Source organism: Loktanella atrilutea (genome assembly GCF_900128995.1).
Classification (GTDB): domain Bacteria; phylum Pseudomonadota; class Alphaproteobacteria; order Rhodobacterales; family Rhodobacteraceae; genus Loktanella; species Loktanella atrilutea.
Genome location: NZ_FQUE01000001.1, coordinates 700,442 through 718,950, shown reverse-complemented (window position 1 = coordinate 718,950; position 18,509 = coordinate 700,442). Strand labels below are relative to the sequence as shown.

Annotated in this window: 19 protein-coding genes; 16 read left to right on the top strand and 3 right to left on the bottom strand. The window is 66.7% G+C overall.

Going from position 1 to position 18,509, the window contains the following annotated elements; genetic code table 11:
- Positions 1-150 precede the first annotated feature (150 nt).
- Positions 151-1,521, top strand: coding sequence for a class II 3-deoxy-7-phosphoheptulonate synthase (locus BUA54_RS03455; protein WP_072855776.1), 1,371 nt, complete (start codon positions 151-153; stop codon positions 1,519-1,521).
- Between the two features lie 89 nt (positions 1,522-1,610).
- On the top strand, positions 1,611-1,976 hold the full coding sequence (locus tag BUA54_RS03450) for a DUF2200 domain-containing protein (RefSeq protein ID WP_072855775.1): 366 nt from the start codon (positions 1,611-1,613) through the stop codon (positions 1,974-1,976).
- 5 nt (positions 1,977-1,981) lie between these two features.
- Here the strand turns inward: BUA54_RS03450 and BUA54_RS03445 are convergent, their stop codons facing one another.
- Complete coding sequence (locus BUA54_RS03445) at positions 1,982-2,620, bottom strand: PAS domain-containing protein (RefSeq protein ID WP_072855774.1); 639 nt, start codon at positions 2,618-2,620, stop codon at positions 1,982-1,984.
- A gap of 192 nt (positions 2,621-2,812) precedes the next feature.
- Between BUA54_RS03445 and BUA54_RS03440 the strand changes: the two genes are divergently transcribed.
- Genes BUA54_RS03440 through BUA54_RS03420 form a run of 5 tightly spaced genes read left to right on the top strand, consistent with a single transcriptional unit; the run spans position 2,813 to position 7,104 of the window.
- Complete coding sequence (locus BUA54_RS03440; RefSeq protein WP_072855773.1) at positions 2,813-3,697, top strand: YicC/YloC family endoribonuclease; 885 nt, start codon at positions 2,813-2,815, stop codon at positions 3,695-3,697.
- A gap of 4 nt (positions 3,698-3,701) precedes the next feature.
- Positions 3,702-4,337 carry a guanylate kinase gene (gene gmk, locus BUA54_RS03435; protein ID WP_072855772.1) on the top strand — a complete coding sequence of 212 codons (636 nt, stop codon included), beginning with the start codon at positions 3,702-3,704 and terminating at the stop codon, positions 4,335-4,337.
- Between the two features lie 2 nt (positions 4,338-4,339).
- Entirely contained in the window at positions 4,340-4,864 is a 525-nt protein-coding gene (locus BUA54_RS03430) for a gamma carbonic anhydrase family protein (protein ID WP_072855771.1), read from the top strand.
- On the top strand, positions 4,861-6,066 hold the full coding sequence (locus BUA54_RS03425; RefSeq protein WP_072855770.1) for a trans-sulfuration enzyme family protein: 1,206 nt from the start codon (positions 4,861-4,863) through the stop codon (positions 6,064-6,066). The genes BUA54_RS03430 and BUA54_RS03425 overlap by 4 nt, the downstream gene beginning before the upstream one ends.
- Before the next feature lie 12 nt (positions 6,067-6,078).
- Positions 6,079-7,104: a sensor histidine kinase gene (locus BUA54_RS03420; protein WP_072855769.1), complete on the top strand. Its 1,026-nt coding sequence runs from the start codon at positions 6,079-6,081 to the stop codon at positions 7,102-7,104.
- On the opposite strand, the gene BUA54_RS03415 is transcribed toward BUA54_RS03420, so the two are convergent.
- Positions 7,101-7,592 (bottom strand): DUF4188 domain-containing protein, encoded by a 492-nt coding sequence (locus tag BUA54_RS03415; protein ID WP_072856134.1) that lies wholly within the window; start codon positions 7,590-7,592, stop codon positions 7,101-7,103. The genes BUA54_RS03420 and BUA54_RS03415 overlap by 4 nt on opposite strands.
- A 193-nt stretch (positions 7,593-7,785) precedes the next feature.
- On the opposite strand from BUA54_RS03415, the gene BUA54_RS03410 reads away from it, so the two are divergent.
- From BUA54_RS03410 to BUA54_RS03380, 7 genes are all read left to right on the top strand, one after another.
- A complete protein-coding gene (locus BUA54_RS03410) occupies positions 7,786-8,823 on the top strand; it encodes a PstS family phosphate ABC transporter substrate-binding protein (protein ID WP_072855768.1) in 1,038 nt (345 codons plus the stop codon).
- Between the two features lie 82 nt (positions 8,824-8,905).
- Positions 8,906-10,111, top strand: a complete 1,206-nt coding sequence (pstC, locus tag BUA54_RS03405) for a phosphate ABC transporter permease subunit PstC (RefSeq protein ID WP_072855767.1) — start codon at positions 8,906-8,908, stop codon at positions 10,109-10,111.
- Positions 10,108-11,427 carry a phosphate ABC transporter permease PstA gene (gene pstA, locus BUA54_RS03400; protein ID WP_072855766.1) on the top strand — a complete coding sequence of 440 codons (1,320 nt, stop codon included), beginning with the start codon at positions 10,108-10,110 and terminating at the stop codon, positions 11,425-11,427. Before pstC ends, pstA begins: the two co-directional genes overlap by 4 nt.
- A gap of 10 nt (positions 11,428-11,437) precedes the next feature.
- Positions 11,438-12,238, top strand: a complete 801-nt coding sequence (gene pstB / locus BUA54_RS03395) for a phosphate ABC transporter ATP-binding protein PstB (RefSeq protein WP_072855765.1) — start codon at positions 11,438-11,440, stop codon at positions 12,236-12,238.
- Between the two features lie 12 nt (positions 12,239-12,250).
- Positions 12,251-12,961 (top strand): phosphate signaling complex protein PhoU, encoded by a 711-nt coding sequence (gene phoU, locus BUA54_RS03390; protein ID WP_425434944.1) that lies wholly within the window; start codon positions 12,251-12,253, stop codon positions 12,959-12,961.
- 4 nt (positions 12,962-12,965) lie between these two features.
- Positions 12,966-13,652 carry a phosphate regulon transcriptional regulator PhoB gene (phoB, locus tag BUA54_RS03385; protein ID WP_072855763.1) on the top strand — a complete coding sequence of 229 codons (687 nt, stop codon included), beginning with the start codon at positions 12,966-12,968 and terminating at the stop codon, positions 13,650-13,652.
- A 39-nt stretch (positions 13,653-13,691) separates the two neighbouring features.
- The gene (locus tag BUA54_RS03380; RefSeq protein ID WP_072855762.1) at positions 13,692-14,873 is read left to right on the top strand and encodes a M24 family metallopeptidase; all 1,182 of its coding nucleotides are present in this window, start codon (positions 13,692-13,694) and stop codon (positions 14,871-14,873) included.
- On the opposite strand, the gene gndA is transcribed toward BUA54_RS03380, so the two are convergent.
- The gene (gene gndA, locus BUA54_RS03375; RefSeq protein WP_072856133.1) at positions 14,870-16,270 is read right to left on the bottom strand and encodes an NADP-dependent phosphogluconate dehydrogenase; all 1,401 of its coding nucleotides are present in this window, start codon (positions 16,268-16,270) and stop codon (positions 14,870-14,872) included. The two genes, BUA54_RS03380 and gndA, sit on opposite strands and share 4 nt — an antisense overlap.
- 123 nt (positions 16,271-16,393) lie before the next feature.
- Between gndA and BUA54_RS03370 the strand changes: the two genes are divergently transcribed.
- Both BUA54_RS03370 and BUA54_RS03365 read left to right on the top strand, forming a co-directional pair.
- The gene (locus tag BUA54_RS03370) at positions 16,394-17,356 is read left to right on the top strand and encodes an NAD(P)H-dependent flavin oxidoreductase (RefSeq protein ID WP_072855761.1); all 963 of its coding nucleotides are present in this window, start codon (positions 16,394-16,396) and stop codon (positions 17,354-17,356) included.
- A gap of 51 nt (positions 17,357-17,407) precedes the next feature.
- A complete protein-coding gene (locus tag BUA54_RS03365) occupies positions 17,408-18,436 on the top strand; it encodes a phosphotransferase family protein (protein ID WP_072855760.1) in 1,029 nt (342 codons plus the stop codon).
- Positions 18,437-18,509 lie beyond the last annotated feature (73 nt).

Here is an 18,509-nt window from a genome sequence, read left to right as displayed (position 1 = left end):
ACGGCGGGTGCCACAAGGGGGGCCTGCCCGAATTATGATCTTTTGCGGCAGAAGCGGTCGCTTTTCGACCCCGATTCCCCATTGGCCCGCGACGGCGCCCGCGCTATAAGCGCCGCTCGAATGAATACGGACCGGCCACGGGAGGGTCAGATGACCAACTGGAAAAAATCGGACTGGCGCGCGAAGCCGCGGGTGCAGATGCCGGATTATACCGATGCCGCAAGCCTGGACGCGGTCGAGCGCAAGCTGTCTTCCTATCCGCCGCTGGTCTTTGCGGGCGAGGCGCGCCGCCTGCGGTCGCATCTGGCCAAGGTCAGCCGTGGCGAGGCGTTCTTGCTGCAGGGCGGCGACTGCGCCGAGAGCTTTGCCGAGTTCAGCGCCGACAGCATCCGCGACACCTTCAAGGTGATGCTGCAGATGGCGATGGTGCTGACCTATGGCGCCAAGGTCCCGGTGGTGAAGCTGGGGCGCATGGCGGGCCAGATGGCCAAGCCGCGGTCCGCCCCGACCGAGGTGGTGGGCGGACAGGAGCTGCCCAGCTACCGCGGCGACATCATCAACGGTTTCGACTTCACGCCGGAATCCCGGATGCCGGACCCGGCGCGGATGGAACAGGCCTACCTGCAGGCGGCGGCCTCGCTGAACCTGCTGCGGGCGTTCTCGACGGGGGGTTACGCCGACGTGCACAAGGTCCACGCCTGGACGCTGGGGTTCACCGACAAGCCCGAGGCCGAGAAATACCGCGATCTGGCGAACCGGATCAGCGATACGCTCGACTTCATGGAAGCGGCGGGGCTGAGCACCGAGACGAACCACGAATTGCAGACGGTTGAATTCTACACCAGCCACGAGGCGCTGCTGCTGGAATACGAAGAGGCGCTGACGCGGGTCGATTCCACCTCTGGCAAGTGGCTGGCTGGGTCGGGTCACATGATCTGGATCGGCGACCGCACGCGGCAGCCGGACGGCGCGCATGTGGAATACTGCAAGGGCGTGATGAACCCGATCGGTCTGAAGTGCGGGCCGAGCATGACGTCCGGCCACCTCAAGTCGCTGATGAACTCTTTGAACCCCGACAACGACGCCGGTCGCCTGACGCTGATTGCGCGGTTCGGTGCGGGGCAGGTGGGCGATCACCTGCCGCGGCTGATCAAGGCCGTGGAAGAGGAAGGCGCCAAGGTCGTCTGGTCCTGCGACCCGATGCACGGCAACACGATCAAGTCGTCCTCGGGCTACAAGACCCGGCCGTTCGAAAGCGTGCTGCGCGAGGTGCGCGAGTTCTTCGACATCCACAACGCAGAGGGCACGATCCCCGGCGGCGTGCATTTCGAGATGACGGGCAAGGACGTGACCGAATGCACCGGCGGCGTCCGGGCGGTCACGGACGAGGACCTGTCGAGCCGCTACCACACCGCTTGCGACCCCCGGCTGAACGCCAGCCAGTCGCTGGAACTGGCGTTCCTCGTGGCCGAGGAACTCGGCGCGCGGCGCGAAAAGATGGCGGAAGCCAAGGCCAGCTGAGCCGGGCCGCACGCGCGTTTCAAAAAGGCGTCCTGCGGGGCGCCTTTTTCGCGTAAACTGCGCTGGTTGCACCGGGGGAGGATGTTGCGATGACCACAGCCACGGCCCATGACGCGCGAATCGCCGGTCTGCGCTATGCAAAGGTCTATCCGATGTATCTGGCCAAGGTGAGGCGCAAGGGCCGGACGCAAGAGGAGCTGGACACCGTCATCCGGTGGCTGACCGGTCTGGATCAGGCAGCACTCGACGTCCTTTCGCAAGCGGATGCCACCTTTGCGACGCTGTTCGCGCAGGCAAGTCCGCCTGCCGAAGCAGAGCGGATCACCGGCGTCATCTGCGGCGTCCGGGTGGAGGAGATCGCCAACCCGCTGACCCGCGACATCCGCCGCCTCGACAAGGTCGTGGACGAACTGGCGAAGGGCAGGCCGCTTCAAAAAGTCATGCGGCGCGGCTGAACCGGTCAGGTGTTGTCCACCACCAGTCGCAGCACCGGCCGCTGGCCCGGGACGGGTCGTGCGCGGTGGCTGCGGCGGTCGTCGAAGGGCAGGTTCAGGTCGTCGAAGCGCAGAGTCGCGTCCTCTGCGATGTCGAAGCGATAGCTGCGGTTGCCCAGCGGGCCCGCGGCAACCAGCGCGCCCATCATGCGGGTGGTCTGGCCCTGGGCGTCGCGCATCGGCAGCAGCAGCAACTCCGCCTTCATCGGCTGGCGCCCCAGCCCGCGCGACGCCGTCAGGGGCAGACCCACGATGGCGGGGGCGTCGAAGGCGGACTCGACGATGTTCATCGCCACGTCGCGCGCCGCGGCAGTAAAGAAGGTACCGAAGGACATGCCGCGCGGGTCGACCCGCAGCAGGTCGTGCAGCCGCTGTCCTGCGACGCGGATCCGCACTGCACCGGGCGCCGTGCGCTGCAGCAGGAAGGCATGGGGCAGGGCGTTGTGCAAGGCGTGCGGGTCCAGCTGGGCGTGGACCGGGATTTCCCTGCCGCTGCACATCTGACGCCAGTCCTCCTCCAGCAGGCGCAGGACGGCACGCTCGGCCTCCGGCAGGCGAGAGGCGGCGGCGGTCGGCGCGGAGCGGGGATCTGTGCGGTCGAACATGGGGAAAAACGTCCTTTGGCAACGGGGCGCGGCGGCCTTGGCGGGACTGCTGCTGTTAAGAAAATCTTAAACTTTTATGGGCCGAAATCACTTAAGAAAGTCTTAAGCGGTTAATCGACTCCGCAGACGGCGGCCCCTTGCCCCGGGCGGCGGAATTCCCTTAGGTGCTGCCACGATCAAAAGGGACCTTGCATGACGCATTCGATGACCGCCTTTGCCAGCCGCACCGGCCAGACCGACACCGCCAGCTGGCACTGGGAGATGCGGGGCGTGAACGGGCGCGGTCTGGATATCCGCACGCGGCTTCCGGACGGCATGGACCGGCTGGAACAGACGCTGCGTACGGCACTTGGCAAGGCGCTGCACCGGGGCACGGTCACGGTGAACCTGCGGCTGACGCGGACGTCGGACGCGCAGGACCTCGACATCGACGAAAGGCAACTGGACCGGGTGCTGCACGCGCTGGATCTGGTGCAGGAACGCGCCTTTGCGGCCGGTGTCACGCTGGCTCAGCCGACCGCGGCCGACGTGCTGTTCTCGCGCGGGGTGATCGGGACGGCGGCGACGGGCAACGACGACGCGCTGATCGCCGCGCTGACCACCGACATCGGCCCGCTGCTGTCGGACTTCCGCGCCATGCGCAAGCAGGAGGGCGATGCCCTGCAACGCATCGTGGCCGACCAGCTGGACCGCATCCGCGCCCTTATCGACGAGGCCCGCACGCTGGCCGAAGCGCGTCAGCCCCGGGTGCGGCAGGCCCTGCGAGAGGCCTATGCCCGCATCATGGAGGTCACTGCCGCCGACGACGCGCGGCTGGTACAGGAACTGGCGGTGCTGGCGGTCAAGCAGGACGTGACCGAAGAACTGGACCGCCTGAAGGCCCACGTCGCCGCCGCCTGGGACATCATCGAGGACGACGCCCCCGCGGGCCGCCGCCTCGACTTTCTCGCGCAGGAGTTCAACCGCGAGGTCAACACGCTTTGCGCCAAGTCGCAGGACACGGATCTGACACAGGTGGGCCTTGCGCTGAAGCTGGTCGTCGACCAGATGCGCGAGCAGATCCAGAACGTGGAATAACCCCATGGCACGACGCGGTTTACTGATCATCCTGTCGTCGCCGTCGGGGGCCGGGAAATCCACCCTCGCGCGGCGGCTGATGGGCTGGGATGCGACATTGTCGTTCTCCGTCTCGGCCACCACCCGCGCCCCCCGACCGGGAGAGATCGACGGCACCGATTATCATTTCGTGACCGAACCCGCCTTCCGCAAGCTGGTGGACGACCGCGGCATGCTGGAACACGCGCGGGTCTTCGACAATTACTACGGTAGTCCGAAGGCCCCGGTGCAGCGGGCGATCGAGGCGGGGCGCGACGTGCTGTTCGACGTGGACTGGCAGGGGGCGCAGCAGATCGCCAACTCGGACCTGCAGGACGCGGTGCTGTCGATCTTCATCCTGCCGCCTTCGATCACGGAACTGCACCGCCGGCTGGTGGAACGCGGGCAGGATGCGCCCGACACGATCAACCGCCGGATGCAGAAAAGCTGGGACGAGATCAGTCACTGGGACAGCTATGACTATGTCTTGGTGAACGACGACCTTGACGTGACCGAGGCGCAGCTGCGCACCATCATCAGCGCGGAACGCCTGCGGCGGGCGCAGCAGCCCGACCTGCTGGACCACGTCCGCACCCTGCAACGCCAGTTCGAGGAGCGCTGAACATGGCCCTTTATGCCCTTGGCAACGTGACACCCGACGTGGCCGACGACGTCTGGATCGCGCCCGGCGCCCATGTTCTAGGCCGTGTGCGGCTGGAACCGGGCAGCAGCGTCTGGTTCAACGCGACCCTGCGCGGCGACAACGAGCTGATCAGCGTCGGCGCCGGCAGCAACATTCAGGAAAACTGCGTGCTGCACACGGACATGGGCTTTCCGCTGACCATCGGCGCGGGCTGCACGATCGGTCACAAGGCGATGCTGCACGGCTGCACCATCGGCGCCAACAGCCTGATCGGCATGGGGGCGACGGTCCTGAACGGCGCCGTCATCGGCGCGAACTGCCTGATCGGGGCGGGCGCTCTGGTGACCGAGGGCAAGGTCATTCCCGACGGCAGCCTTGTCATGGGGGCGCCCGGCAAGGTGGTGCGCGATCTGGACGAAGCGGCAATCCAGCGGCTGCGCGCCTCGGCCCTGCACTACAGCGAAAATGCGGCGCGCTTTGCCCGCGATCTGAAAGAGATGGAATGACGCAGACCCCGAAAGCCCCCCTGAAAAGCATCGTCCGCCGCACCGAGTGGCCGACCTCCGTGTCGCGGCCGGTGGTGACGCCGCTGCAGCCCTCGGTCGTCTATTCCAGCCCGGACCCCGACGCGCTGGACGCGCAGTATGCGGACAAGTCTGGTTATACCTATGCCCGCGAAGGCCACCCCAACGCGCAGGTGCTGGCCGAGAAGATCGACATGCTGGAAGGCGTCGATCCGGCGTCCGGCGGCGGTATCGTCACCGGGTCCGGCATGTCGGCGATCGGTGCGGTGTTCCTCGGTCTGCTGAAGGCGGGCGATCACGTTCTGGGCGGCGATCAGCTTTACGGTCGGTCCCTGCGGCTGATGGCGCAGGACCTGCCGCGGCTGGGAATCGAGACCTCTTTGGCCGATCCCACGGATGCGAAGGCGATGGCGGCCGCGCTGCGGCCCAACACCCGCATGATCCTGGTGGAGGTCGTGTCGAACCCGACGATCCGGGTTGCTGACATGGACGGTATCGTGGCGCTGGCGAAAGAGCGCGGCATCCTGCTGGTTGTGGACAATACCTTCACGACTCCCGTGGCTTATCAGCCGTTGTCGAAGGGTGCCGATATCGTCGTCCATTCGGTGACGAAGCTGCTGGCGGGCCATTCGGACGCGACGCTGGGTTATGTCGCGACGCAGGACCCCGATCTGCGGACCCGGATGAACGACGCCAACGTGACATGGGGGCTGACCCCCAGCCCCTTCGACTGCTGGCTGGCAGAGCGGGGGCTGCATTCCTTCCACCTGCGCCACCGCGCGGCACAGGACAATGCGCGGCGTCTGGCGGATGCGCTGGCGGATATGCCGGGCGTGAAGCAGGTCCTCTATCCCACGCGAAGCGACCATCCGGATCACAACCGCGCCGTGGCGCTGCTGGACGGGCAGGGCGGCAACATGCTGTCATTCGCCCTGCACGGCGGGCGCGAAGCGGCAAACAAGCTGACGCAGGCCGCACCCGACATCGCGTTCGCGCCGACGCTGGGCGACATCGGCACGACGCTGTCGCATCCGCCGTCCTCGTCCCACCGCGGCCTGACGCCCGAGGGGCGCGCGGCGCTGGGGATCACCGAAGGATTCTTCCGCGTCTCTGTCGGGGTGGAGGATGCGGACCTGCTGATCGCGGAACTGGGCGCTGCCGTGGCGGCGGCCAGCCAGACCTGATGGGACGCGGGCATGGTTGACGCGACGGCGATCCCGACCTCGGCCCTGCCGTTCCCTGTCATGCTGATCGCCGCCGACCAGACGGTCGCGGCGATCAGCCCCTCGCTGGCCGCGGTGCTGGGCCACCATGTCGTCGGCCGCCATTACATCAACGCCCTGCGCCAGCCGATCACGCTGGAGGCGATCGAGACGGCCCTGCGCAGCGGCCAGCCCGGCCAGACCCGCTGGCTGGGCAGCGACGGCGGGCGCGACACGACGTGGCTGGTGCATGTGACACCCGACGCGGGTCGCATCGTCCTGACCTTCGAGGACCGCACGGCGGCAGAAGCGGTGGGCCAGTTCCGCCGTGACTTCGTCGCCAACGTCAGCCACGAGCTGCGCACGCCGCTGACGGCGCTGCAGGGCTTCATCGAGACGCTGCGCGGTGCTGCCCGCAACGACGCGCCGGCCCGCGAGCGGTTCCTTGGCATCATGGAGCGCGAGACGGCGCGGATGACGCATCTGGTCGACGACCTGCTGTCGCTGAGCCGTGTCGAGGAGAACGAGCGCATGCGCCCCGCCACGGCGGTGGAGTTCGGGCCGCTGGTTGCGGCGACGCTGGCCGACCTCGAACCCGTCATCGCGGCCTCTGGCGTCACCGTCACCCTGACCGACGACAGCGGGCGGGCAGAGGTCCGCGCGGATGCAAACCAGATGCGGCAGGTGGTGGGGAACCTGATCGAGAACGCGGTGAAATACGGCGCCAGCGGCGGGGTGCTGAACGTGACGCTGGACGCGCCCGCACCGCACCGGGTGCTGCGGGGCGAGGGCGTGGCACTGCATGTGCAGGACCGTGGGCCGGGCATCGCCGCGCACCACATCCCGCGCCTGACCGAGCGGTTCTACCGCGTCGACACCCACCGCAGCCGGGCGCTGGGGGGGACCGGGCTGGGGCTGGCGATCGTCAAGCATATCGTGAACCGGCACCGCGGGCGGCTGGTGATCGACAGCACGCTGGGGCAGGGCACGACATTCACCGTGATTCTGCCGCTGGCCTAGTCGCGCGTCGGTGCCGTCGTCCGCAGCCGGCCTCGGGCGGCGTTTCGGCTGCCGGTCGCGGGCACCCGTTCCGCCACACGGCCCAGTCCGTAGGGCGGCATGCCGGAATAGATCGCCTCGAAGTCACCGGCGCGGACAAGGTAGGTTTCATGCCAAATGCCGACGTCGCCGCGGCTGTCCTTCATCCGGGCATTGAACGCGGTCCAAGCGGGGAAATGGGAGCGATCCGGGGCGCGGGCATAGGATTCGAGGTGATCGAAACTGCGCCAGTATTGCACGATGCAGTGCCGGTTCAGTCCATTGTGGCCAAGGAAGCCGGTCTCCTCGACCGGGCGCGCCGCCAGTTCCTGCAGCATCCGCGGCATGGCCATCAGCGCGGGAAACCATTTCTGCGGCTTGTGCCAGGCGTTGATGCGCAACCCGATCAGGAAGACGACGAAATCGCCCTCGATCCGGGCGGACATGCGGCGGGGGTCGATGGGTGGCATCGGGATGACCATGAGGCTGCGAGGGTTGCCGCGATCCTAGCCGCTGCGCAGGAAATAGCTACCGTCACGTTAACTTTGGCGCTGTCATAAAACTTTTACACGGCTGTCACAAAAGCGTAGCTGCCGGACCATAGGTGGACGGCAGCGGTCGGACCCGGGGGGTTCGATCCACGAAGCCTGACAGGAGCAACACATGTCATTCATGAAAATCGCGACCTCTGCCCTTGCGATCACCGCCGCCACGGCGACCGTCGCCGCCGCGCAAGGCCGCGACAACGTGCAGATCGCGGGATCGTCCACCGTCCTGCCCTATGCCAACATCGTCGCCGAAGCCTTTGGCGAGAACTTCGATTTCCCGACGCCGGTCGTCGAATCCGGCGGCTCTTCCGCCGGTCTGAAGCGGTTCTGCGAGGGCGTGGGCGAAAACACCGTCGACATCGCGAACGCATCCCGCCCGATCAAGGACTCCGAGCGCGAGACCTGCACCGCCAACGGCGTGACCGACATCATGGAAGTGCGCATCGGCTATGACGGCATCGTCTTTGCCAGCCAGATCGACGGCCCGGCCTTCACTGCCTTCACCCCCGCCGACTGGTACACCGCGCTGGCCGCCGAGCTGCCCGTCGACGGCGCGATGGTTGCGAACCCTAACGGCAACTGGAACGAAGTGAACGGCGATCTGCCCGATGCGGACATCATGGCCTTCATCCCCGGCACCAAGCACGGCACCCGTGAAGTGTTCGAAGAGAAGGTCATCCTGCAGGGCTGCGAGGACAGCGGCGCGATGGAGCAGATCCTGACGATCAACGGCGGCGACGAAGACGCGGCCGAAGCGTCCTGCATGGCGATCCGCACCGACGGCATGTCGGTCGACATCGACGGCGACTACACCGAGACGCTGGCCCGCATCGACGCGAACCCCAACGGCGTCGGCGTCTTCGGCCTGTCGTTCTACGAGAACAACACCGACAAGCTGAAGGTCGCGACCATGGGCGGTGTGGAGCCGTCGACCGAGACCATCGCCTCTGGCGACTATCCGGTGTCGCGTCCGCTGTTCTTCTACGTCAAGAAGCAGCACATCGGCACGATCCCCGGCCTGAAGGAATACGCCGAGTTCTTCGTCAGCGACGACATGGCCGGCCCCGACGGCCCGCTTGCCGAATACGGTCTGGTGTCCGACCCCGAGCTGGCCACGACCCAGTCCGCCGTGGCCGACGAGACCACCATGTAATCAGGCGCAAGCCTAATCCCCGGACCGGGTGCGCTGCGCATCCGGTCCGACCCCTTCCACACGTCAGACCGAAAGCTGCCACATGTCCCTGACGCTGCCCCTTCTGGTCATCATCGTGCTTGCCATCGTCGGGTCGTTCCTTGCCCGGCGTCGGGCGCTGTCCGTATCGGGGGGCGATATCCGTCACCTTGCCTCGCTGCCCAAGCAGCACGGGCTGAACGCGATCCTGTCCACCGTGGTGCCGCCGCTGCTGGCGATCATCGCCTGGCTGATGGCGGCGCGGATCATGGAATACCGCGGCGCCGCGCCGCTGTGGGTGCCGCTGGCGATCATGGCGCTGGCCGTGGCCGGCGTCGTCCTTTCGGTGGTGAAGGTGTCCAACACCTTCCGCGCCCGCACCGCGTCGGAAACATGGATCAAGGGGCTGCTGATCGGCGCCTCGACCATCGCGATCCTGACGACCGTCGGCATCGTGTTTTCGATGCTGTTCGAGACGATCAGTTTCTTCCGCCAGTATCCGTGGACCGAGTTCTTCTTCTCGACCAACTGGTCGCCCAATTTCCGCGGCAATTCCGACCTCGGGATCATCCCGCTGCTTTGGGGCACGCTTTACATCAGTTTCATCGCGCTGGCCTTCGCCGTGCCGACGGGCCTCTTCGCCGCAATATACCTGAGCGAATACGCAGGCCCCCGGATCCGCGGCATCGTCAAGCCGGCGATCGAGATTCTGGCCGGCATCCCGACGATCGTCTACGGCCTGTTCGCCCTGACGACGGTGGGTCCGTTCCTGCGCGATTACTTCGCGCAGCCGATGGGGTTCGGCGACTCGGCGTCCTCGGTCATGACCGCGGGTCTTGTCATGGGGATCATGCTGATCCCCTTCGTCAGCTCTTTGTCCGACGACATCATCAACGCGGTGCCGCAGTCGATGCGTGACGGGTCGCTGGGGCTTGGCGCCACCAAGTCGGAAACCATCCGTCAGGTCGTCGTGCCCGCCGCGCTGCCCGGCATCGTCGGCGCCGTGCTGCTGGCCGCATCCCGCGCCATCGGCGAGACGATGATCGTGGTGCTGGGGGCAGGGGCCGCGGCCCGCATCAGCCTCAACCCCTTCGAGGCGATGACCACCGTCACCGTCAAGATCGTCAGCCAGCTGACCGGCGACACCGACTTTGCCTCGCCAGAGACGCTGGTCGCCTTCGCGCTGGGTCTGACACTCTTCGTCATCACGCTGGGGCTGAACGTCCTCGCCCTCTACATCGTGCGCCGCTACCGGGAGCAATACGAATGACCAAGTCCCTGTATTCCGCCGATGCGCGCACCAAGCGGCGCAACGCGGCAGAGCGCCGCTTCAAGGCCTACGGCGCCGCCGCCATCGGCATCGCCATGGTGGCGCTGGTGATCCTGCTGACATCCGTCGTGACGCAGGGCATCGGTGCCTTCCGCCAGACCTACATCACCGTCGACGTGCCGCTGCCAGAGGCGAAGCTGGACAAGTCCGGCACCCGCGACATGGCGGTGATGAGCAAGGTCACGACCATCGGCTATGCGCCGCTGCTGCGCGACGGGCTGGTCAACGCCATTGCAGAGGCCGGCATCCAGACCGATCTGAGCGAGAAGGAGATCGGCGACCTGATTTCCAAGGAGGCCGCCGCCACGGTCCGCAACCGGGTGCTGGCGCACCCGGACCTGATCGGTCAGCCGGAACGGTTCAGCCTGCTGGCGGACGGGCGCATCGACGGCTATTTCAAGGGCCGCGTGACGATGGCGAGTGCCGCGCTCGACCAGAACACCAGCCCGGAAAAACTGGACCTGGCCGACAAGCTGCGCGACGCGGGCATCATGCAGATCAAGTTCAACTGGGCCTTCCTGACCGCGCCCGATGCGTCCGACCAGCGCCCCGAAGCCGCCGGTCTGGGTGTCGCGATCCTGGGCAGCCTTTACATGATGATCGTGGTGCTGGTGCTGGCGCTGCCCATCGGCGTCGCGGCCAGCATCTACCTTGAAGAGTTTGCGCCGAAGAACCGCTGGACCGACGTGATCGAGGTGAATATCGCCAACCTCGCCGCCGTACCCTCCATCGTCTACGGTATCCTCGGGCTCGCGATATTCATCAACTTCATGCAGTTCAACCAGTCGTCGCCCTTGGTGGGGGGCATGGTGCTGGCGCTGATGACGCTGCCGACGATCATCATCTCGACCCGGGCGGCGCTGAAGGCCGTGCCGCCGTCGATCCGCGATGCGGCGCTGGGTGTGGGTGCCAGCAAGATGCAAAGCGTGTTTCACCACGTCCTGCCGCTGGCCGCACCGGGCATCCTGACCGGCACGATCATCGGTCTGGCGCAGGCGCTGGGGGAAACCGCACCCCTGCTGCTGATCGGCATGGTCGCCTTCGTGCGCGACTACCCGGAGGCCTATTCATCGGCCACCGGTCTCTTCGGCGATCCCTCGACCGCGCTGCCGGTGCAGATCTACAACTGGACGCAGCGCGCCGATCCGGCCTTCGTCGAACGTGCGCAGGGGGCCATCATCACGCTGCTGGTGTTTCTGCTGATCATGAATACGGTGGCCATCGTGCTGCGCCGCCGCTTCGAACGCCGCTGGTAGGGGACGCCACATGGAAGATATGTATCGAATGGACAGGGCGATGAACGCACAGCAGGACACCAAGATCTCGGCCCGGAACGTGAACGTCTATTACGGCGAGAAACACGCCATCAAGGACGTGAGCGTCGAGATCGCGGACAAGACCGTCACCGCCTTCATCGGGCCGTCGGGCTGCGGCAAGTCGACGTTCCTGCGCTGCATCAACCGGATGAACGACACCATCGACATCGCCCGCGTGACCGGCGACATCCTGATCGACGGCGAGGACATCACCGACCCCCGCGTCGATCCCGTGCAGCTGCGCGCCAAGGTCGGCATGGTGTTCCAGAAGCCGAACCCGTTTCCGAAGTCGATCTACGACAACGTGGCCTACGGGCCGAAGATCCACGGCCTTGCCCGCAACAAGTCCGACCTTGACGAGATCGTCGAACGTGCCCTGCGCCGCGGCGCGATCTGGGACGAGGTGAAGGACCGCCTGCAGGAACCGGGGACCGGGTTGTCCGGCGGCCAGCAACAGCGCCTGTGCATCGCCCGCGCCGTGGCGACGGAGCCGGAGGTCCTGCTGATGGACGAGCCGTGTTCTGCGCTTGACCCCATCGCCACGGCGCAGGTGGAAGAGCTGATCGACGAGCTGCGGCAGAGCTATTCGGTCGTCATCGTGACGCACTCCATGCAGCAGGCGGCCCGCGTCAGCCAGAAGACAGCCTTCTTTCACCTTGGCAACATGGTGGAATACGGCGAGACCGACCGGATCTTTACCAACCCCGAGGATCCACGCACCGAAAGCTACATCTCTGGCCGGATCGGATAAGGAATGGCACCCGTGAAAGAGCAACATATCTCCTCTGCCTACGACCGCGATCTGGATGCGATCACGACGCTGATCCTCAAGATGGGCGGGCTGGTCGAGGATGCGATCCTGCAGGCCGCCGAAAGCCTTGCGAACCGCGACGTGGAACTGGCCGAGAAGGTCCGCGCGGGCGACAAGGCCATCGACGCGCTGGAGATGGAAATCAGCGAGGCGGCGGCGCGTACGATCGCCCTGCGGGCGCCGGTCAGCAAGGACCTGCGGTCGGTGCTGACGGTGCTGCGGCTGGCCGCGGCGCTGGAACGGATCGGCGACTATGCCAAGAACATGGCGAAGCGCACCTCTGTCCTCGTGGACATGACGCCGATCGCGGGCGCGGAGGCATCCTTGCGCCGCATGGCCCGGGAAGTGCAGGGGATGCTGAAGGACACGCTGGATGCCTACATCAAGGGCGACGCGCAGATGGCCGAGGACGTGCGCCAGCACGACCAGGACGTGGACCAGATGTACAACGCCCTGTTCCGGGAATTCCTGACCTTCATGATGGAGGATCCGCGCAACATCACCGCCTGCATGCACCTGCATTTCATGGCCAAGAACATCGAACGGATGGGCGATCTGACGACCAACATGGCGGAACAGGTTATCTACCTCATCACCGGAGAGATGCCGGAGGAGGCGCGTCCCAAGAGCGACCGCACGTCCTACATGAAGGAGCCGGAGTAGGCCCATGGCACCGCAACCCCATGTCCTGATCGTCGAGGACGAGGAGGCGCAGCGCGAGGTGCTGGCCTACAACCTCGAGGCGGAGGGTTTCCGGGTCAGCCGCGCCGAGGACGGCGAGGAGGGGCTTTTGCTGGTGGCCGAGGATGCGCCGGACGTCATGGTGCTGGACTGGATGCTGCCGCGCGTGACGGGGATCGAGGTCTGTCGCCGCCTGAAGATGGACCCGGCCACCCGGGGCATCGCGATCATCATGCTCTCGGCCCGGTCCGAAGAGGTCGACAAGGTCCGCGGACTGGAAACCGGGGCGGACGACTATGTCACGAAGCCCTATTCGGTGACGGAACTGATGGCGCGCGTGCGCAGCCAGCTGCGCCGCGTGCGGCCGACGACGGTGGGGCAGGTGCTGGCATTCGACGACATCCTGCTGGATGCGGAAACCCACCGGGTCAGCCGCGACGGCACCTCTCTGAAGCTGGGTCCGACGGAGTTCCGGCTGCTGTCCACCTTCATGGAGAAACCGGGGCGCGTCTGGTCGCGCGACCAGCTGCTGGACCGGGTCTGGGGGCGCGACATCTATGTCGATACGCGGACCGTGGACGTGCACGTCGGACGGCTGCGCAAGGCGCTGACGGCGACCGGCGGCAGCGATCCGGTGCGGACGGTGCGCGGGGCGGGCTACGCGCTGGGATAGGCGTTGCGCGGTGCGTGGGGGCGGGCGCATAGTCGCACCATGACACATCCGAATCCCGCCTTCTCGCCCGAGGAATACGCCGCCCGTCTGGCCCGCGTGCGGTCCGCGATGGAACATGCGGGCCTCGACTGCCTGTTCATCACAGATCCCAGCAACATGGGCTGGCTGACAGGCTACGACGGCTGGTCGTTCTACGTGCATCAGGGGGTGCTTGTCGGTCCTGACGTCCCTCCGCGCTGGTGGGGCCGGACCATGGACGGGGCCGGGGCGCTGCGCACGGTCTGGATGCCCGACGACCACATCCACGGCTACGACGACAGCTTTGTGCAGAACCCGGTGAAGCATCCGATGCTGGACCTGTGCGGTCTGGTGCGGGCCTGTGGCTGGGACACCAGGCGCATCGGGATCGAAAAGGACAATTACTATTTCACCGCAGCGGCTTACGAGACGTTGTTGACAGGATTGCCGCAGGCCGCGATGATCGACGCCACCGGTCTTGTGAACTGGTGCCGCGCGCTGAAATCCCCGACGGAGATTACCTATCTGCGCCGCGCCGGTGCGATCGTGACCCGGATGCACGCCCATATCGCCGAAGTGGCGGAGGAGGGCATGCGCAAGAACGATCTGGTGGCGCAGATCATGGCGACGGGGATCGAAGGCGCCGACGGCCATTGGGGGGATTACCCGGCCATCGTGCCGATGGCGCCCTCGGGCCGGGACGCGACGGCGCCGCATCTGACGTGGGACGACAGCCCGTTGACCCGCGGCGTGCCGACATTCTTTGAAATCGCAGGGGCTTACCGGCGCTACCAGTGCCCGCAGTCGCGCACGCTGTTCCTGGGCGAGGTGCCGGACACCTATCGCCGGGCGGAGGCCGCCGTGGGCGAGGCGACGGAGGCGGTGCTGGGCATGGCGCAGCCCGGCGTGCGCTGTGAGGATCTGGCGCGCGTCTTCAACGGCACGCTGGCGGCGCACGGCTTTCACAAGGACAGCCGAGTCGGCTATTCCATCGGCATGAGCTATCCGCCGGACTGGGGCGAACGCACCATGTCGCTGCGCGCCGGGGACACCACGACCCTTCAGGCCGGCATGACCTTCCATTTCATGCCGGCGCTCTGGCTCGACGATGGCGGGATCGAGATCACGGAGCCGATCCTGATCACCGACCGCGGGGCGGAGCGGCTGTGCGCCACGCCCCCCGGTCTGGTGGTGAAGGCCTAGTCGGCCCAGGGGCCGTGATAGTCCTTGCCGTCGCGGTCCAGCCGCTCGAACCCGTGGCGCCCGAAGTAGTCGCGCTGGCCCTGCAGCATGTTGGCGGTGCCGCGCGCCGTGCGCATGGTGTCGAAATAGGCCAGACCCGACGACAGGGCCGGCACCGCCAGACCGTGCAGCGCCGCCTGCGCCACGACCTGCCGCAGGGCTGTGTGGTTCGCCTTCAGATCGTCGGCGAACTTAGCGGCGAACATCAGGTTTTCGTCCGGCGTCTGGGTCAGCGCCGTCGCCATGTCGTCCAGCATCACGGAGCGGATGATGCAGCCTTCACGCCAGACGCGGGCGATGTCGGGCAGGGGCAGTTTCCAGCCGAACTGGGTGGAGGCGGCAGAGATCATCTGGAAGCCCTGCGCGTAGCAGATGATCTTGCCCGCGATCAGCGCCTGTTCCAGCTGGTCCTCGGACAGCGCGCCATCCAGCGGCTGCGGGGCGGCACCGTACATCTCCTCGCCGATCTTGCGCAGGTTGCGCGCGGCGGACAGGTTGCGGGCGGCGACGGCGGCCTCGATGGCGGGGACGGGGGCGCCGAGGTGCTGCGCCTCGATCGCGGTCCAGCGGCCGGTGCCTTTCTGGCCCGCCGCGTCGGTGATGATGTCGAGGAGGGGGCGGCCGGTGTCCGTATCCTTCGCCTCTGCCACGCGGGCCGAGATCTCGATCAGGTAGGATTTCAGAGGGCCCGCGTTCCAGCGGTCGAAGACCGCGGCAATGGCGGCGTTGTCGAGTCCCATGCCGTCGCGCAGGATACCGTAGACCTCTGCGATCATCTGCATGTCAGCGTATTCGATGCCGTTGTGGACCGCCTTGACGAAGTGCCCGGCGCCTTCCTCGCCCATCCATGTGGCGCAGGGGGTGCCTTCGTGGTCGGCGGCGATGGCGGTCAGGATATGCGCGACACGGTCCCATGACGCCTTCTTGCCGCCGCCCATGATCGACGGGCCAAAGCGCGCGCCTTCCTCACCGCCGGACACGCCGATGCCGAGGAAGGGCTTGTCGCCCGCCTCTCTCGCGCGGCGGTTGGTGTCGTGGAAATTGGCATTGCCCGCGTCGATGATCAGGTCGTCGTCGTCCAGCAATGGGCGCAGGGCGGCGATCTGCTGATCGACGGGATCGCCCGCGGGGACCATCAGGATGATCGCGCGGGGCTTGGCGATGGCGGCGACGAAATCCTGCAGGCTTTCCGTCGGGGTGATCCGGTCCGACAGATCGCCGGCGTCGCGCTTGAAGTCGCGGGTGACGGCGGTGGTGCGGTTGTAGACCGCGATGTCGAACCCGTGGTCCGCGATGTTCAGGGCCAGGGCCGCTCCCATGGTGCCAAGGCCCAGCAGGCCGATCTCGCTTGTGGTCATGTCGCTCTCCGATTCCGATTGCCACAGGACATAGATCGTGACGCCACGAAACAACAGGGTGACGGGTTGCCCCCCCGGCGCCAGTCCATAAGGTGGGTGCCAGCGGCTTGCGGGAGGATCAGCATGTTACCGGATGTTCTGTCACGCTTGCGGGTGCCGATGGTGGCGGCGCCGCTGTTCATCGTCTCGCACCCCGACCTTGTCATCGCCCAGTGCTGCGCCGGGATCGTCGGCAGCTTTCCGGCGCTGAATGCCCGCGAGGGCGAAGGCGAGTCGGTCATGTTGGAGGCCTGGCTGAAGCGCATCACCGAGGCGCTGGACCGCTGGAATCAGGCGCATCCCGACACGCCGGCGGCGCCATTCGCGGTCAACCAGATCGTGCACCGGTCCAACGCCCGGCTGGAGCGGGATCTGGAGATCTGCGCCCGCTGGAAGGTGCCGATCTGGATCACGTCCCTTGGCGCGCGGCCAGAGGTGAACGAGGCCGCCCATTCCTGCGGCGGGATTGCGCTGCACGACGTCATCAACGACCGTTTCGCCCGCAAGGCGATCGAGAAAGGGGCCGACGGCCTGATCGCCGTGGCCGCCGGGGCAGGCGGGCACGCGGGGCATCAGTCGCCCTTTGCCCTGATCCGGGAAATCCGCGACTGGTTCGACGGGCCGCTGCTGCTGTCCGGCGCTATCGCCACCGGCGACGCTGTGCTGGCGGCGCAGGCCATGGGCGCGGATCTGGCCTACGTCGGCTCGCCCTTCATCGCGACGAAAGAGGCGAATGCCGCACCGGACTACAAGCAGATGATCGTGGACAGCGGCGCGTCGGACATCGTGACCTCCGCGCTGTTTACCGGCGTGTCCGGCAATTACCTCGGGCCGTCGATCCGCAAGGCGGGGCTCGACCCCGACAACCTGCCTGCCAGCCAGACCGACATGAACTTTGCCGACGGCGCGTCCAAGCCCAAGGCATGGAGCGCGATCTGGGGCGCGGGGCAGGGCATCGGGGCGGTCCGGGACGTCGTGCCCGCCGCCGACCTGATCGCCCGGATCGGACGCGAGTATGCCGCCGCCCGGCAGAGGCTGGCGCTGTGACCCATGTCCGCCGGTTCAGGGCTCGCACGACGCATGAAGGACGCCGGACAGATGGCTGAAAATCTTAATATTCGTGCCGTCGCGAGCTGGGTCGAGGGACGTCTGCCGGGGCTGGACAGGCCGGTCACGGTGCATCGGTTTCAGGTCGGTCAGTCAAATCCGACGTTCCGCATCGCGACGCCCGCCGGCGACTACGTCCTGCGGCGCAAGCCCGGCGGCACGCTGCTGAAATCGGCCCATGCGGTCGAGCGGGAGTTCGCGGTGCAGCGGGCGCTGTGGGACACCGATGTCCCGGTGCCGCGGATGCATCTGCTCTGCGAGGATCCGGCGGTGATCGGCGCGCCGTTCTATATTATGGACCACGTCGCAGGACGCAGCTTCGACGATCCGCGACTGCCGGACCAGACTCCGGCGGACCGGGCTGCGATCATCGACTCCATGGGCCGGACGCTCGCCGCGATCCACAGCGTCGATCTGACGGCGGTCGGCCTGACGGACTATGGGCCGGGGGGCGACTACTACGGTCGCCAGATCGCACGCTGGGTCAAGCAATACCGCGCCTCGGCCACCGAGAAGATCGCGGAGATGGAGGCGCTGATACGCTGGCTGGAGGACCATCAGCCAGCGGACGATGGGCGACGGACGCTGGTGCACGGCGACTACCGCATCGACAACCTGCTGTTCGCCGCCGACGGCACCGATGTCGTGGCCGTGCTGGACTGGGAGCTGTCGACGCTGGGCCATCCGTTCGCGGACCTTGCAGCCGTCATCATGCAATGGCGTATGCCGCCGGGGCCGGACGGGCGCGGTCTGGCCGGTGTCGACCGGGCGGCGGCGGGTCTGCCAACGGATGAGGCCTTCGTAGCATCCTATTGCAAACGCACGGGTCTGGACGGAATCCCGCGGTTCAACTTCTACCTCGCGTTCTGCTTCTTCCGCATGGCGGCGATCCTGCAGGGGGTAAAGGCGCGTGGCCTGTCCGGCAACGCTGCCAACCCGAAAAAAGCCGCAAAACTTGGGGCCTACGTGCCGGAATTCGCGCGGCAAGGTCTGGAAGCTGCAATAACTGTGACAGACTGACGGGGCGCACCACATCCAGCGTAACTCTCGCGCGCGTAATCAGTATTATGTAAAATAAAGTCGTTGGGCGCAA

What these genes read in the sequence shown, in the direction of transcription:
- BUA54_RS03370 (WP_072855761.1), top strand. Translation starts at nt 16,394, where the DNA reads ATGTTACCGGATGTTCTGTCACGCTTGCGGGTGCCGATGGTGGCGGCG.
- BUA54_RS03415 (WP_072856134.1), bottom strand. Translation starts at nt 7,592, where the DNA reads ATGCCACCCATCGACCCCCGCCGCATGTCCGCCCGGATCGAGGGCGAT.
- BUA54_RS03450 (WP_072855775.1), top strand. Translation starts at nt 1,611, where the DNA reads ATGACCACAGCCACGGCCCATGACGCGCGAATCGCCGGTCTGCGCTAT.
- BUA54_RS03445 (WP_072855774.1), bottom strand. Translation starts at nt 2,620, where the DNA reads ATGTTCGACCGCACAGATCCCCGCTCCGCGCCGACCGCCGCCGCCTCT.
- phoB (WP_072855763.1), top strand. Translation starts at nt 12,966, where the DNA reads ATGGCACCGCAACCCCATGTCCTGATCGTCGAGGACGAGGAGGCGCAG.
- BUA54_RS03425 (WP_072855770.1), top strand. Translation starts at nt 4,861, where the DNA reads ATGACGCAGACCCCGAAAGCCCCCCTGAAAAGCATCGTCCGCCGCACC.
- gmk (WP_072855772.1), top strand. Translation starts at nt 3,702, where the DNA reads ATGGCACGACGCGGTTTACTGATCATCCTGTCGTCGCCGTCGGGGGCC.
- BUA54_RS03365 (WP_072855760.1), top strand. Translation starts at nt 17,408, where the DNA reads ATGGCTGAAAATCTTAATATTCGTGCCGTCGCGAGCTGGGTCGAGGGA.
- BUA54_RS03410 (WP_072855768.1), top strand. Translation starts at nt 7,786, where the DNA reads ATGTCATTCATGAAAATCGCGACCTCTGCCCTTGCGATCACCGCCGCC.
- pstC (WP_072855767.1), top strand. Translation starts at nt 8,906, where the DNA reads ATGTCCCTGACGCTGCCCCTTCTGGTCATCATCGTGCTTGCCATCGTC.
- pstA (WP_072855766.1), top strand. Translation starts at nt 10,108, where the DNA reads ATGACCAAGTCCCTGTATTCCGCCGATGCGCGCACCAAGCGGCGCAAC.
- BUA54_RS03430 (WP_072855771.1), top strand. Translation starts at nt 4,340, where the DNA reads ATGGCCCTTTATGCCCTTGGCAACGTGACACCCGACGTGGCCGACGAC.
- BUA54_RS03380 (WP_072855762.1), top strand. Translation starts at nt 13,692, where the DNA reads ATGACACATCCGAATCCCGCCTTCTCGCCCGAGGAATACGCCGCCCGT.
- gndA (WP_072856133.1), bottom strand. Translation starts at nt 16,270, where the DNA reads ATGACCACAAGCGAGATCGGCCTGCTGGGCCTTGGCACCATGGGAGCG.
- BUA54_RS03420 (WP_072855769.1), top strand. Translation starts at nt 6,079, where the DNA reads ATGGTTGACGCGACGGCGATCCCGACCTCGGCCCTGCCGTTCCCTGTC.
- BUA54_RS03455 (WP_072855776.1), top strand. Translation starts at nt 151, where the DNA reads ATGACCAACTGGAAAAAATCGGACTGGCGCGCGAAGCCGCGGGTGCAG.
- pstB (WP_072855765.1), top strand. Translation starts at nt 11,438, where the DNA reads ATGGAAGATATGTATCGAATGGACAGGGCGATGAACGCACAGCAGGAC.
- BUA54_RS03440 (WP_072855773.1), top strand. Translation starts at nt 2,813, where the DNA reads ATGACGCATTCGATGACCGCCTTTGCCAGCCGCACCGGCCAGACCGAC.